The organism is Microlunatus aurantiacus (genome assembly GCF_039536605.1).
GTDB classification, from domain to species: Bacteria; Actinomycetota; Actinomycetes; order Propionibacteriales; family Propionibacteriaceae; genus Microlunatus; species Microlunatus aurantiacus.
In genome coordinates, this window is the sequence record NZ_BAAAYX010000002.1 from 839,845 (window position 1) to 853,277 (window position 13,433).

A 13,433-nucleotide genomic window follows, 5' to 3' on the forward strand; every position below is an offset into this window, starting at 1 on the left:
CGCGTGCCGGACCCGAGCTCGACGGCTCAGGACGCCGGCGCCCCGGTGCTGTCCCGGATGACCAGCTCGATCGGCAGCAGCACCTGCCGTGGCTCCCGCTCGGGATCCAGCAGCAGCTCCCCGACCCGGCGACCCTTCTCCAGGATCGGCTGCCGCACCGTCGTCAGCCCGGCCTGCGCCGCGGCGTCGATGTCGTCGAAACCGGACACCGAGACGTCACGGGGCGCCTCCAGGCCACGGTCCCGCATCGCCTCCAGCACGCCGAGGGCCACCACGTCGCTCAGTCCGACGATCGCGGTCGGCCGGTCCGGCAGATCGAGCAGGGCGCCGCCGGCGGCCATCCCGGAGACCGGTGCGTTGTGTCCCCCGGACACGATCACCAGTTCGTCCAGCGTGCTCGCCAGCCCCCGGATCCGGGCGAGGCAGTCGGTGCAGGTGATGTCGTCGATCGACAGCCCGGTGGTGACCGTCCCTGCGGGGTAGCCCGTGTCGGCGATCACGCCGACCCGGTGGTGACCGAGACCGGCCAGGTGCCGTCCGAGCGTCGCTCCCGCCTCGACGTCGTCGATGGCCACCCAGGTCGAGTCCGGATCGGGATCGATGTCGGTGCCCACGATCCGGATGCCCCGCGCCTTGGCCAGCTGGGTCGCCGGGTGCAGGTTGCCGATGCAGAGCACCGTCATGGCGTCGATGTTGGCCTGCCGGACGGCCGTCACGTCCGGGGTCCCCGTCTCGAGCTGGGCCTCGTAGCCGATGGGCATCAGGACCAACGACGTCTGGGACTGCTCCAGCACCTCGGTCACCGCCGTCAGGAAGCCGATGGCGTACGGGTCGGAGAACGCGTAGGAGAGGCGCTCGGTGAGGAGCACGCCGACCGCCTCGGCCCGCCCGCTGCGCAGCATCCGGGCCGCCGCGTCGGGGCCCGCGTACCCGAGCTCGGCGGCCACCGCCAGGATCTTCTCCCGCAGCTCGGTCGACAGCTGGTCCGGTCGGTTGTAGGCGTTGGACACCGTCGACGGCGACACCCCGACCGCCCCCGCGATCGTCTTCACCGTGACTCGGCCCATCGCACCTCTTCCGTCACCTACAACGGTACAGACCCGCTGTCGGCGGCGGGTCGAAGCCGGTTCGAGAAACCGATTCCGGACCGGGGAAACCAAGGCCGAAACGACTTACGGAAACGCTTGCGCAATCGCTTTCGTTCGCCTAGAGTCTCGTGTCACGAGGTCTCCAGGACCACGGGTAGCAGTCCAGAACACCGTCGGGCAACAGCTCGACAATTGCTGGCAAGTGGATTGACACCCGAGCTGCGGTACTCGTATCTTCGCGAGAAACCGTTTTCCACCGCAATGATGAGGGAGAGACAATGGGCGTGAACCGCAGGCAGTTCCTGCTCGGGGGCTTGGCCGCCGCAGCAACCACGATGGGGCTGGTGGGCTGCGCGCCCGGCTCCAGCAACAGCGGCGGGGGCGGGGGCGATGCGTCCTCGGCCGAGCTGAACTTCACCTGGTGGGGCAACGACGTCCGCAACAAGAACACCACCACGGCGATCGACGCCTACACCAAGGCGAACCCCGGTGTGAAGATCTCTCCCCAGCCCGGTGAATGGGCCAGCTACTGGGACCGACTGGCCACCCAGGTCGCCGGCAACACCGCTCCCGACATCATCCAGATGGACATGGCCTACATCTCCGAGTACGGCAACCGTGGCGCCCTGCTCGACCTCTCCGGCGTGGACACCTCGAAGTTCATCGAGGGCACCGTCGACTCGGGCAAGATCGACGGCACCCTGAACGGCATCAACGCCGGCATCAACTGCCTCGTCGTCCTGGCCAACCCCAAGGTCTTCGAGAAGGCGGGCGTGGCGGTGCCCGACGACAAGAGCTGGACCTGGGACTCCCTGGTCGACGTCTCCGCCGAGGTCGCCAAGAAGACCAAGCTGACCTTCGGCTTCCAGTCACTGGTCAGCGACAACCTGTTCCAGGCCTGGATCCGCCAGCAGGGCAAGGCGCTGTTCACCCCCGAGGGCATGGGCGTCGAGACCGCCGACGTGCAGGGCTGGTTCGACTACCTGGTCAAGGCCCAGAAGGCCGGCGCCATCGGCACCCCCTCCCAGATCACCGAGGAGGCGGCCAAGTCCCTCGACCAGAGCGCGATCGTGGTCGGCACCGCGGCCCTCGCGCTGTCCAACTCCAACCAGCTCGAGGCCATCACCGCCGCCGCGGGCACCGACCTGTCGATGCTGCGCTACCCGACCATCGCCGGCAACTCGGCCGAGCGCAAGGCCTGGTACAAGGCGTCGATGCTGTGGTCGGCCTCGGCCCGGACCAAGAACCCCGAGGCGGCCGTCGCCTTCATCAGCTGGCTGGTCAACTCGCCCGAGGCAGCGAACCTCCTGCTCGCCGAGCGGGGGATGCCGGCCAACAGCGAGATGCAGGCCGCCATCAAGCCCAAGCTCTCCAAGGTGCAGCAGACGGTCCAGACGTTCCTGAACGACATCCAGCCCGAGCTGGCCGACACCCCGATCGCACCGCCGCCCGGCGGCGGCAAGATCGGCGACGTCATGCTGCGCTTCGCGACCGAGGTCCTGTTCGGTCGTCAGAGCACCGCCGAGGCGGCGCAGAAGTTCATGGACGAGATGAAGTCGAACATGCAGGGCTGATGAATGAGCGCCATATCTGAGCTCTCTCACCTGAAGGTCAACAAGGCCAAGACGCCGGAGGAGAAGGCACAGCGTCGCAAGGAGGCGAGCCGGGACAACAAGGCGGCCTACCTGTTCTTGATCCCGTGGTTCATCGGGCTGTTCCTGATCACCATCGGCCCGATGATCGCCAGCCTCTACCTGTCGTTCACCCAGTACAGCCTGATCCAGGCCCCGAAGTGGATCGGCATCGACAACTACGTCCGGATGCTGGGTGACGACCGGCTGCACCACTCGCTCAAGGTCACCTTCATCTACGTGTTCGTCGGGGTGCCGCTGCAGCTGGTCTTCGCGTTGGGGATCGCGTTGCTGCTGGACAAGGGCATGCGGGGCCTGCCGATCTACCGCTCGGTGTTCTACCTGCCGTCGATGCTCGGCAGCTCGGTGGCCATCGCGCTGCTCTGGCGTCAGATGTTCGGCACCGACGGACTGGTCAACCAGATCCTGCGGTTGCTGGGCTTCGACGCGCAGATCGGCTGGATCTCCGATCCCAGCTACGCGCTGTGGACGATCATCCTGCTGCACGTGTGGACCTTCGGCTCACCGATGGTGATCTTCCTCGCCGGCCTGCGCCAGATCCCGGGCATGTACTACGAAGCTGCCTCGGTCGACGGGGCCACGACCTGGACGAAGTTCACCAAGATCACCCTGCCGCTGCTGTCACCGATCATCTTCTTCAACCTGGTGCTGCAGCTGATCGGGGCGTTCCAGTCCTTCACCCAGGCCTTCGTGGTCTCGGCGGGGACCGGTGGTCCGGCGGACTCGACGCTGTTCTACACGCTGTACCTCTACCAGCGTGGCTTCGGACAGTTCCAGATGGGCTACGCCGCCGCGATGGCGTGGTTGCTGGTGGTCATCGTCGGAGCGCTGACCGCGGTCAACTTCTTCCTCTCGAAGTATTGGGTGTTCTACGATGACTGAGCTGAAAGAGTCCCTGGCCGCGCCGGCCGCTGTGGCCGGCCCGCCGTCCGACCCGCCACCCAACACCGTCAGCGGAGCCACCCGGGCCCGGTCTCTGGTCAAGCACGCGCTGCTGATCGCTGCCAGCGTGGTGATGATCTACCCGCTGCTGTGGCTGCTGGTGTCGTCGTTCCGCCCCACCGAGGTGATCTTCCGGACGCCGGGGCTGTGGCTGAACAACCTGGTGATCGAGAACTACACCGAGGGCTGGTTCGCTCTCGCCCAGCCGTTCGGTCACTACATCGTGAACTCCGCGATCGTGGTGATCGGCGCGGTGGCCGGCAACCTGTTCGCCTGCTCGCTGGCGGCGTACGCGTTCGCCCGCCTGCAGTTCCGGTTCAAGACGCTGTGGTTCTCGATCATGCTGGTCACGGTGATGCTGCCGATCCACGTGGTCCTCGTGCCGCAGTACATCCTGTTCAACAACCTGGGCTGGGTGAACACGTTCATCCCGCTGATCCTGCCCAAGTTCCTGGCCACGGACGCCTTCTTCATCTTCTTGATGGTCCAGTTCATCCGGGGCATCCCGAAGGAGCTGGACGAAGCGGCCCGGATCGACGGGTGCGGTCACTGGCGGATCTTCTCCCGGGTGCTCATCCCGCTGATGGGTCCGGCGCTGGCCACGACGGCGATCTTCACCTTCATCTGGACCTGGAGCGACTTCTTCACCCCGCTGATCTACTTGACGGACCCGAACTCCTACACCGTCCCGGTCGCCTTGAAGTCCTTCCTGGACGCGACCAGCGGCAGCAACTGGGGAGCCATGTTCGCCATGTCGATCATCACCTTGATCCCGCTGTTCCTGGTGTTCCTGTTCGGCCAGAAGTTCCTGGTCAAGGGCATCGCCACGACCGGTGGGAAGTAGGCCCCCGACTCGTCACTGAGTCGGCCCCGAACCAGACGGCCCCTGACCTGCACCACGCCCGCAGGTCAGGGGCCGTCTGCCGTCTCCGGGCGGGAGCGGGCAGCCGGTCCGGTGCTGCCCCGCCGGACGACCTGCGGACTCAGCACCACCGTCCGTCGGGGCGGCCCCCCGGACAGCAGGTCCCACATGCCCTGCCAGGCCAGCTCCCCGAGCTCGGTCACCGGTACGGCGGCGGTGGTCAGCGGTGGTGTGACGTACCGGGCGAACGGGATGTCGTCGAAACCCACCACCGACATCGCGGCCGGGACGGCGACACCGGCCTCGCCCAGCGCGCTGACCAGACCCATGGCCACCAGGTCGTTGAACGCGAGCACGCCCGTGACGCCCGACCTGACCAACGGCCCGGCCGCGTCGTGACCGTCGACGAAGTTCACCCCGCACGGACGGATCTCCACCGCCAGGTCCGGGTGCGTGGCCCCGAACTCCTCCAGTGCCGCCAGCCGGCGGGTGTTGGACGCGCTCTGCGGCGCGCCGGCCAGGTACGCGAGCGACCGGTGGCCATCGGCGTACAGCAGCTCCAGCAGCTCCGTCAGTCCCAGCCGGTAGTCGGCCGTGACCACCGGGGACGCGTGCTCGCCGACCGGCTCCCGGTTGACCACCACCATCGGCTGCAGGGTCCGCAGCAGCTGGGCCAGGTCGGTCTCCGGCATCCGTGGGGCGACCAGCACCAGCCCGTCGCAGCGGCGGCGGGTCTGCTGCGCCAGGGCCAGCTCGGCGGTCACCGACTCGGCCGAGTCGGCCACCAGCACGTGGTAGCCGTTCCGGGCCGCGGCGTGACTGAGGCCACGGAGCACGCCGTGGAAGGTGGGGTTGCCGAGGTCGGGCACGACCACGGCGACGGTGTTGGTCCGGCCGAGCACCAGGCTGCGGGCCAGCGGGCTGGGGGAGTAGTCGAGCGCCGCCGCGGCGGCCCGGACGCGTTCGGTCATCTCCTGGTCGACAGCCCTGGTGCCGTTCATCACCCGCGACACCGTGGCGGGCGAGACCCCGGCACGGGCGGCCACGTCGGCGATGGTCGCCGGGCGCGCCATCCCCGCGTCCCTCACCGGATCGTCCAGTCGCTCACGGGACCATCCAGTCGCTCACGGGATCATCCAGGCGTTCATAGGGTCATCGTGCCCGATCAGGCGAGCGGTAGCCGCCGTTGCGGGTCCGCGGCGCGCGCCTGGGTGAGACCGGCGGCCAGCCCCTCGCGGACGGCGGAGAAGGGAAGCGCCCAGGTGCCGCGCTCCTCGGCATCCTCGGGTCGCACCCCCAGACCGGCCAGCCGGCTGATCTCGCCGGAGACGGCCGCGACCCGGCCGCGCTGCTCGAAGACCGCCTCCCGGTCCAGCGGCGCGCCGTGACCGGGCAGGATCACGGTCCGCTCGGTGGTCAGCCCGATCAGTCCGTCGAGGGTCGCCGGCCACTCGTGGGCGTAGGAGTCGGGCCCGTACGACGGGGGGCCGCTGGACTCGACCAGGTCCCCGGCGAAGACCACGTCCGCCCCGGCGACCACGACGACGAGGTCGCCGTCGGTGTGCCCGCGGCCCAGGTGAACAGCCTCGACCCGGACACCGCCACCCAGGTCGACGGCGGCCGCCACTGCCACCTCGCGACGGGGTCGGGGCAGCGACAGCTGGTCGACGCCCACCCGCTCCGCCTCGGCCGCCGCTTCCGGTCCGGCCAACCAGGGGCCGACGGTCTCGTGCGCGATCACGGCTGGCGCGTCGATGCCGCCGGCGCCGAAGGCGTGGTCGAAGTGCGCGTGGGTCAGCACCACCGCGGTCACCGGCAGCGCCGTCACGGCCGCGACCTCCTCGCGGAGCTGCCGACCCTGCTCCGGGGTGGCCCCCGCGTCGACGAGCAGTGCCGCCTCGGACCCGACCACCAGGCCGACGTTCACCGCTCCGGAGCCCTGGTCGTCGGGGAAGGGCACGACCGAGACGTAGACGTGGTCGGCCACGGCAGTGAAGGGGCCGGGGCGCTGGGTCATGTGACTAGACTGGCACTCGCTCTGTCAGAGTGCCAAAGATCCCGTCGCGAGCGACGGCGTAGCGAAGCGCCCGGCTCGGTCTGGACCACGAGAGAGCAACCACGCTCGGCGTGCGCGGACGGCGAGGGAGAGCAGAGTCACTCGGCGCGCGGCGGAGCAGCGAGTGACGACGAGCAGAGGAGAGGGTGTGGACGACCGCAAGCTGCAGGTGCTCCGGGCGATCGTGACCGACTACGTCTCCAGCCAGGAGCCGGTGGGCTCCAAGGCTCTCGTCGAGCGGCACAGCCTCGGCGTCTCCCCGGCCACCGTCCGCAACGACATGGCGGCGCTGGAGGAGGAGGGCTACATCACCCAGCCCCACACCAGTGCCGGGCGGATCCCGACCGACAAGGGCTATCGCCTGTTCGTCGACCGGCTCGGCTCGGTCAAGCCGCTGTCGCCGGCCGAGCAGCGGGCGATCCACACCTTCCTGTCCGGGGCCGTCGACCTCGACGACATCCTGCACCGGACGGTCCGGCTGCTCGCCCAGGTCACCCAGCAGGTGGCGATCGTGCAGTACCCGACGCTCAGCCACGCCGAGGTGCGGCACGTCGAGCTCGTCTCCCTCTCCAGCCAGCGGCTGCTGGTCATCCTGATCACCTCCACCGGACGCATCGAGCAGCGGGTGGTCGAGATCGAGCACACCGACGACGAGCTCACCCGGGTGCGCTCCCTGCTCAACGCGGCGGCGGTGGGGCAGGTCTCCAGCCAGGCGGCGGCCAGGCTGGGTCAGCTGCTCGCGGAGCTGCCGGTCGCGATCTCCTCGATCGGGCGCGGCTGCATCGCGACCCTGCTGGACATGCTCGGCAGCGACGCCTCCAGCCGGGTCGTGGTCGGTGGGATGCCCAACCTCACCCGGTTCGGTGACGAGTTCGAGACCACCGTACGACCGGTGCTCGAGGCACTGGAGGAGCAGGTCGTGCTCCTCAAGCTGCTGGGCGAGGCCACGTCCACCGACATCGTGACGGTCCGGATCGGCCGCGAGAACCCGTACGCGGAGCTGCAGTCCACGTCGCTGGTGGCCAGTGGCTACGGCACCGCGCTGGACAGCTGGGCCACCCTCGGCGTCGTCGGTCCGACCCGGATGGACTACCCCTCGACGATGGCGTCGGTACGGGCGGTAGCCCGGTACGTCGGTCGCTTCCTGGCCGAGGGCTGACCCATCGACCTCTCACAGAATCCAACCCTCCGAAGAATCTGGACACGATGAGCACCAACTACTACGAGATCCTCGGCGTCCCGCGCGAAGCGAGCCCTGAGCAGATCAAGAAGGCCTACCGCCAGCTGGCGATGAAGCTGCACCCCGACGTGGCCACCGAGGCGGACGCCGGTGAGCGGTTCAAGAAGGTCGCGGAGGCGTACGAGGTGCTCGGTGACGCCAAGAAGCGCGACCTCTACGACCGGGGCGGCGACCCGCTCGGTGGCGGGATGGGCGGTGGCTTCAACGGTGGCTTCGCCGGCGCGAACGGAGGCTTCGACTTCACCAACCTGGTCGACGCGATGTTCGGTCAGCAGACCGCCCGTGGTCCCCGGTCCCGGACGCGTCGCGGCCAGGACGCCCTGGTCCGGCTGGAGCTGGAGCTGGCCGAGGCCGCCTTCGGCACCACCAAGCCGCTGCGCGTCGACACCGCGATGCTCTGTCCCCGCTGCAGCGGCTCCGGTGCCCAGGAGGGCTCGAAGCCGGTCACCTGCGCCACCTGCCACGGCCAGGGCGAGGTGACCCACGTGCAGCGCTCCTTCATCGGTGACATCCGCACCACCAGCCCGTGCCCGACCTGCCGCGGCTACGGCACCGTGATCCCCAACCCGTGCGTGGAGTGCTCCGGCGACGGCCGCGTCCGCTCCAACCGCACCATCAACGTGAAGATCCCGGCCGGGGTGAGCACGGGCAACCGCATCCACCTGGCTGCTCACGGCGAGGTCGGCCCCGGCGGCGGACCCGCGGGTGACCTGTACGTCGAGCTCGAGGTCGCTCCGCACGAGGTGTTCCAGCGCGACGGTGACAACCTGGAGATGGTGCTGCGGATCCCGATGACGGCAGCCGCTCTCGGCACCGAGATCCGGGTGCAGACCCTCGAGGCCGATCTGGAGGACGCCGACGACGAGGACAAGGTCACCACGATCACCGTGCAGCCGGGCACCCAGTCCGGGACCCGGGTCGCTCTCGACGGTCGGGGCGTGCCGCGGCTGCGGTCGCACGGGCGGGGTCAGATGGGCGTGACGCTGATGGTGCAGACCCCGACGAAGCTGGACAAGGAGCAGCGCGAGCTGCTGCGCCAGCTGTCGGAGCTGCGCGAGGAGACCTCGGTCGAGGGCTCGGTGCAGAAGCACAACCAGGGCTTCTTCGGTCGGCTGCGGGACGCGTTCGCCGGCCAGTGAGCTCCGAACCGCTCTTCCACGCCGCACTGCCCGACCCGCTGCCGCGGCTGGGGGAGACCGTGCTGCTGGACGGTCCCGAAGGCCGGCACGCTGCTGTCGTGCGCCGGATCCGCCTCGGCGAGACCGTGGTGCTCGCCGACGGCGCCGGCCGCGCCGTCACCGGGCCGGTGGTGGCCACCGGCAAGCAGAGCATCACCGTCGAGGTGCTCGGGCACCGGGAGGAACCGGCCCCCGCGGTCCGGTTCGTCGTCGTCCAGGCGCTGGCCAAGGGGGACCGCGGTGAGCTGGCGGTCGAGCTGCTGACGGAGGTCGGCGTGACCGAGATCGTGCCCTGGCAGGCCGCCCGGTCCATCGTGCGCTGGTCGGGCGAGCGAGGCACGAAGGGGCTGGCCCGCTGGCGGAGCTCGGCGCGGGAGGCCGCGAAGCAGTCCCGCCGGTTGTGGGTGCCCACCGTGGCCGAGCCGATCGACACCCGCACGCTGGCCACGCGGATCGCGGCCGCCGACGTCGCCCTGCTGCTGCACGAGGACGCCGCCGCACCCGTGGCCTCGGTCAGCCTGCCGGAGTCAGGCGAGGTGCTGCTGGTGGTCGGACCGGAAGGCGGCCTCGCGCCGGACGAGCTGACCGCCCTGACGGCGGTGGGCGGTCGCCCGACGCTGCTGACGCCCCACGTCCTGCGGACCTCGACGGCCGGCGTGGTCGCCTGCGCGGGGCTGATGCTGCGTGGGCGGACGGGCTGATGCGGCGCGACGTGACGGAAAGGCGCACCTCGAGCCCGCGACACACCGGCGACACGCCGTCGGCGGCCTCGTGAGCGGCGCTTCTCCGTCACCGGCGCCGCCCTCCGCCCCGGGGACAGGTTTCGGCTTCGAGGTCGGCGACACCCTCGCCGGCGGAGCCGGCCGGACCGGCACCATCACCACGCCGCACGGCACCATCGCCACACCGGCTTTCGTGGTGGTCGGGACGAAGGCGACGGTGAAGACGGTGCTGCCCGAGACCGTGGCCGAGCTGGGTGCCCAGGCCGTGCTGGCGAACGCCTACCACCTCTACCTGCAGCCCGGGGCCGACGTCGTGGAGGCCGGTGGGGGACTGGGGCGGTTCATGAACTGGCCAGGTCCGACCTACACCGACAGCGGCGGCTTCCAGGTGATGAGCCTCGGGGTCGGCTTCAAGAAGGTGCTGGCGATGGACACCGCCGGGCTGGCCGACGACGACGTGGTGGCGGCCGGAAAGAACCGGCTGGCTGCGGTCGACGACGACGGGGTCACCTTCACCTCCCACCTGGACGGCAGCCGGCACCGCTTCACCCCCGAGGTGTCCATGCAGGTGCAGCACCGGCTCGGGGCGGACGTGATCTTCGCGTTCGACGAGCTGACCACCTTGATGAACACCCGCGGCTACCAGGAGAGCTCGGTCGAGCGCACCCACGCGTGGGCGGTGCGCTGCCTGGCCGAGCACCGGCGGCTGACCGCCGAGCGGGCGACCGCGCCGTACCAGGCGCTCTTCGGGGTGGTCCAGGGCGCGCAGTACGAGGACCTGCGGCGGCGGGCCGCCCGCGATCTGGCCGCCGTGGAGATCGACGGCCACTCCTTCGACGGTTTCGGCATCGGAGGGGCCCTCGAGAAGCAGAACCTGGGCACCATCACCGGCTGGGTGAGTGACGAGCTGCCCGAGGACAGGCCCCGGCACATGCTCGGCATCTCCGAGCCCGACGACCTGTTCACCTGCGTGGAGAACGGCGCGGACACCTTCGACTGCGTGTCGCCGTCCAGGGTGGCCAGGAACGCGGCCGTCTACACCCGCGACGGACGCTTCAACGTCAACACCGCGGGATCACGACGGTGCTTCGAGCCGATCGACGCCGAGTGCGACTGCTACACCTGCACGCACTACACGCGGGCCTACCTGCACCACCTGTTCAAGGCCAAGGAGATGCTGGCGGCGACGCTGTGCACCATCCACAACGAGCGGTTCGTCGTCGCCCTGGTCGACCGGATCAGGACAGCCGTCTCCGACGGCTCGTACGCCGACCTCAAGGCGGAGACGCTCGGGCGCTACTACCCGGTGCGCTGACCCGGACTCCTGTCGGGCTGACCACGAGCGGTCAGGTTCTCCGACAGGAGCCCGGGTGCGGGTCGGTCAGGGTTGCGGCTTGACCGCGATCACCGGGCAGTCGGCTCGCAGGATGATCGCCTGGGCGGTGCTGCCCGTCAGCATCTTGCCGACCGGCGAACGGCGGCGGACACCGATCACGATCGTGTCGGCCCCCACCTCCGCGGCGGTGTCGAGGATGGCTTCGGCCGCGGGCTTGCCGTCGGTGGGGCGCACGATGGTGTGCTCCACCTTCCTGGTGGCCAGGAGGTCGTCGATCGTGTCGACGTCCTCCGCGGTGGCGAACTGCGGGTGGGCGTAGTCGCCGTCCTTGGCGGTGTTGACCACTGTCAGCCGCGCCTCGTTCTGCTCGGCGTACGCGATGGCGTAGTCGAGGGCCGCGATCCCCTCCGGAGTGGGGATGTAGCCGACCAGGACGTGGCTGCGGATACCGGTCACCGTGATCAGCCCCTGGCCAGGGTGGTGGCGCCGGTCATGATCGCCACCGCCTCGGTCGGGGTGTGGGACTTCGGGGTGATGACGCCCGCGCAGCCGCCGAGGCGAGCGATGTGGATCCGATCGGACACCTCGAACACGTTGGGCATGTTGTGGCTGATCAGGATCACCGGCAGGCCCTTGGCCTTGATCTGCTGGATCAGGTTCAGCACCTGCCCGGTCTCCTTCACCCCCAGGGCGGCGGTCGGCTCGTCCAGCACCACGAACTTGGTGGCGAACGTGGCCGCCCGGGCCACGGCGACGGCTTGGCGTTGGCCGCCGGACAGGGTCTCGACGGCCTGCGACATGTTCTGCACCGTCGCGATGCCGAGGTTGGCCATCGACGTGGCGGCGTCGTCCTTCATGCCGGCCTTGTCCATCATCCGGAACACCGAGCCGAGGATGCCCGGCCGACGACGCTCCCGTCCGAGGAACATGTTGGCCGCGATGTCCAGAGCCGGGGCCACGGCCAGGGTCTGGTAGACGGTCTCGATGCCCGACGACCGGGCGTCCTGCGGGGTCTTGAAGCTGACCTGCCGACCGTCGAGGAACACCTGACCGGAGTCGGGGATCAGGGCTCCGGTCAGGGTCTTGATCAACGTGGACTTGCCGGCGCCGTTGTCGCCGATGATCGACAGCACCTCGCCGGGGAACAGGTCGAGGTCGACTCCGTCCAGACCGATGACCTTGCCGAAGGTCTTGATCAGCGCACGAGCGGACAGGACGGTCTGGGAGGGATCGGCGAGCACCGGCGGGTTGCCGATGCCGGTCACGGCCTCGGTGGGGGTTGCACTCATGTTCAGGACCTGACCTTTCGGATCCACTGGTCGATGGAGACGGCGATGATCACGAGCAGACCGGTGGCCAGCACCCGCCACTGGTCGTCGACCCCGGCCAGGCTGAGGCCGATCCGGAAGAAGCCGACGATCAGCGCGCCGAGGATGGTGCCGATGATGGCGCCGCGTCCGCCGAACAGGCTGGTGCCGCCGATCACCACCGCGGTGATGGAGTCGAGGTTGGCGTCCACGATGGCGTTGGCCGAGGCGGTGCCGGCCCGGCCGATCTGGATCCAGGCGGTGATGCCGTAGAGGAGTCCGGCGACGGTGTAGACCGACAGGAGGACCCGGTCGACGCGGATGCCGACCAGGCGGGCGGCGTCGATGTCGTTGCCGACGGCGTAGACGTGGCGACCCCACGCGGTCTGGGACAGGCAGAACGCGACGATCAGGGCCAGGACAGCCACCAGCAGGACCCCGGTGGTGATGCGGAACGGGCCGAGGATGATCGGGGTGCCCGTCCAGTTGATGATCGCCGGCAGATCGCGACGGCCGATCTCCTGCCCACCGGAGTAGAGCAGCGCCATCGCGGTGAAGATGGACAGGGTGCCCAGGGTGACGATGAACGGCGGGAGCTTCAACCGGGTCACCAGCAGACCGTTGACGGCACCCGCGAGGACACCGACCCCGATGCCGAGCACCAGCGCCAGCCAGCCGGGGAGACCGTTCTGGGCCGACAGCGTGGCCATCACGAGCGACGACAGGATCGCCACGGCGCCGACGGACAGGTCGATGCCGGCGGTCAGAATGACCAGCGTCTGGCCGATGGCCAGCGCGGCGATGACAGCTGTCTGCTGCAGGATGATGCCGATCGTGCCCGGCGCGGCGAACCGCGGGTTCAAGATCGTGAAGATGATGAAGGAGACGATCAGCACCAGCAGCGGGCTGATCGAGGGGTGGGCGTGCAGCACGTGCTGCAGTCGCTGGATCGGTGACTGCCGACGCAGCGCGAACTGCTCAGCAGCAGACGCCGGCGCGGTCGTATCGACGCTCATGAGGGCTTCCTTGCCTTGTGCGAGAGGGGGTGCG

The 13,433-nt window shown here is 69.5% G+C and carries 13 protein-coding genes; 7 read left to right on the plus strand and 6 right to left on the minus strand.

What is annotated here, in order from left to right; genetic code table 11:
- Positions 1 to 26: 26 nt before the first annotated feature.
- Positions 27 to 1,067, minus strand: a complete 1,041-nt coding sequence (locus ABD714_RS04040; protein ID WP_344810980.1) for a LacI family DNA-binding transcriptional regulator — start codon at positions 1,065 to 1,067, stop codon at positions 27 to 29.
- Positions 1,068 to 1,372: 305 nt separating this feature from the next.
- On the opposite strand from ABD714_RS04040, the gene ABD714_RS04045 reads away from it, so the two are divergent.
- Genes ABD714_RS04045 through ABD714_RS04055 form a run of 3 tightly spaced genes read left to right on the plus strand, consistent with a single transcriptional unit; the run spans position 1,373 to position 4,526 of the window.
- Positions 1,373 to 2,662 carry an ABC transporter substrate-binding protein gene (locus tag ABD714_RS04045; protein WP_344810981.1) on the plus strand — a complete coding sequence of 430 codons (1,290 nt, stop codon included), beginning with the start codon at positions 1,373 to 1,375 and terminating at the stop codon, positions 2,660 to 2,662.
- Between the two features lie 3 nt (positions 2,663 to 2,665).
- The gene (locus ABD714_RS04050; protein ID WP_344810982.1) at positions 2,666 to 3,622 is read left to right on the plus strand and encodes a carbohydrate ABC transporter permease; all 957 of its coding nucleotides are present in this window, start codon (positions 2,666 to 2,668) and stop codon (positions 3,620 to 3,622) included.
- A complete protein-coding gene (locus ABD714_RS04055; protein WP_344810983.1) occupies positions 3,615 to 4,526 on the plus strand; it encodes a carbohydrate ABC transporter permease in 912 nt (303 codons plus the stop codon). The genes ABD714_RS04050 and ABD714_RS04055 overlap by 8 nt, the downstream gene beginning before the upstream one ends.
- A gap of 65 nt (positions 4,527 to 4,591) precedes the next feature.
- Here the strand turns inward: ABD714_RS04055 and ABD714_RS04060 are convergent, their stop codons facing one another.
- Together ABD714_RS04060 and ABD714_RS04065 are read right to left on the minus strand one after the other, a co-directional pair.
- Positions 4,592 to 5,617, minus strand: coding sequence for a LacI family DNA-binding transcriptional regulator (locus ABD714_RS04060; RefSeq protein WP_344810984.1), 1,026 nt, complete (start codon positions 5,615 to 5,617; stop codon positions 4,592 to 4,594).
- A gap of 92 nt (positions 5,618 to 5,709) precedes the next feature.
- Positions 5,710 to 6,561: an MBL fold metallo-hydrolase gene (locus ABD714_RS04065; protein ID WP_344810985.1), complete on the minus strand. Its 852-nt coding sequence runs from the start codon at positions 6,559 to 6,561 to the stop codon at positions 5,710 to 5,712.
- Positions 6,562 to 6,748: 187 nt separating this feature from the next.
- On the opposite strand from ABD714_RS04065, the gene hrcA reads away from it, so the two are divergent.
- The 4 genes from hrcA (at position 6,749) to tgt (ending at position 11,055) form a co-directional block, all read left to right on the plus strand.
- Positions 6,749 to 7,759: a heat-inducible transcriptional repressor HrcA gene (hrcA, locus tag ABD714_RS04070; protein ID WP_344810986.1), complete on the plus strand. Its 1,011-nt coding sequence runs from the start codon at positions 6,749 to 6,751 to the stop codon at positions 7,757 to 7,759.
- A 47-nt stretch (positions 7,760 to 7,806) separates the two neighbouring features.
- Positions 7,807 to 8,979, plus strand: a complete 1,173-nt coding sequence (dnaJ, locus tag ABD714_RS04075) for a molecular chaperone DnaJ (RefSeq protein WP_344810987.1) — start codon at positions 7,807 to 7,809, stop codon at positions 8,977 to 8,979.
- Positions 8,976 to 9,719 (plus strand): 16S rRNA (uracil(1498)-N(3))-methyltransferase, encoded by a 744-nt coding sequence (locus ABD714_RS04080; RefSeq protein ID WP_344810988.1) that lies wholly within the window; start codon positions 8,976 to 8,978, stop codon positions 9,717 to 9,719. The genes dnaJ and ABD714_RS04080 overlap by 4 nt, the downstream gene beginning before the upstream one ends.
- Positions 9,720 to 9,789: 70 nt before the next feature.
- Complete coding sequence (gene tgt, locus ABD714_RS04085; protein ID WP_344810989.1) at positions 9,790 to 11,055, plus strand: tRNA guanosine(34) transglycosylase Tgt; 1,266 nt, start codon at positions 9,790 to 9,792, stop codon at positions 11,053 to 11,055.
- Between the two features lie 66 nt (positions 11,056 to 11,121).
- On the opposite strand, the gene ABD714_RS04090 is transcribed toward tgt, so the two are convergent.
- The 3 genes from ABD714_RS04090 to ABD714_RS04100 are packed head-to-tail and all read right to left on the minus strand — an operon-like array spanning position 11,122 to position 13,399.
- On the minus strand, positions 11,122 to 11,532 hold the full coding sequence (locus tag ABD714_RS04090; protein ID WP_344810990.1) for a universal stress protein: 411 nt from the start codon (positions 11,530 to 11,532) through the stop codon (positions 11,122 to 11,124).
- 5 nt (positions 11,533 to 11,537) lie between these two features.
- Positions 11,538 to 12,365: an ATP-binding cassette domain-containing protein gene (locus ABD714_RS04095; protein ID WP_344810991.1), complete on the minus strand. Its 828-nt coding sequence runs from the start codon at positions 12,363 to 12,365 to the stop codon at positions 11,538 to 11,540.
- Positions 12,366 to 12,367: 2 nt separating this feature from the next.
- A complete protein-coding gene (locus ABD714_RS04100) occupies positions 12,368 to 13,399 on the minus strand; it encodes an ABC transporter permease (RefSeq protein WP_344810992.1) in 1,032 nt (343 codons plus the stop codon).
- Between the last annotated feature and the right edge of the window lie 34 nt (positions 13,400 to 13,433).

What these genes read in the sequence shown, in the direction of transcription:
- ABD714_RS04040 (WP_344810980.1), bottom strand. Translation starts at nt 1,067, where the DNA reads ATGGGCCGAGTCACGGTGAAGACGATCGCGGGGGCGGTCGGGGTGTCG.
- ABD714_RS04050 (WP_344810982.1), top strand. Translation starts at nt 2,666, where the DNA reads ATGAGCGCCATATCTGAGCTCTCTCACCTGAAGGTCAACAAGGCCAAG.
- ABD714_RS04055 (WP_344810983.1), top strand. Translation starts at nt 3,615, where the DNA reads ATGACTGAGCTGAAAGAGTCCCTGGCCGCGCCGGCCGCTGTGGCCGGC.
- ABD714_RS04060 (WP_344810984.1), bottom strand. Translation starts at nt 5,617, where the DNA reads ATGGCGCGCCCGGCGACCATCGCCGACGTGGCCGCCCGTGCCGGGGTC.
- ABD714_RS04065 (WP_344810985.1), bottom strand. Translation starts at nt 6,561, where the DNA reads ATGACCCAGCGCCCCGGCCCCTTCACTGCCGTGGCCGACCACGTCTAC.
- dnaJ (WP_344810987.1), top strand. Translation starts at nt 7,807, where the DNA reads ATGAGCACCAACTACTACGAGATCCTCGGCGTCCCGCGCGAAGCGAGC.
- ABD714_RS04095 (WP_344810991.1), bottom strand. Translation starts at nt 12,365, where the DNA reads ATGAGTGCAACCCCCACCGAGGCCGTGACCGGCATCGGCAACCCGCCG.
- ABD714_RS04100 (WP_344810992.1), bottom strand. Translation starts at nt 13,399, where the DNA reads ATGAGCGTCGATACGACCGCGCCGGCGTCTGCTGCTGAGCAGTTCGCG.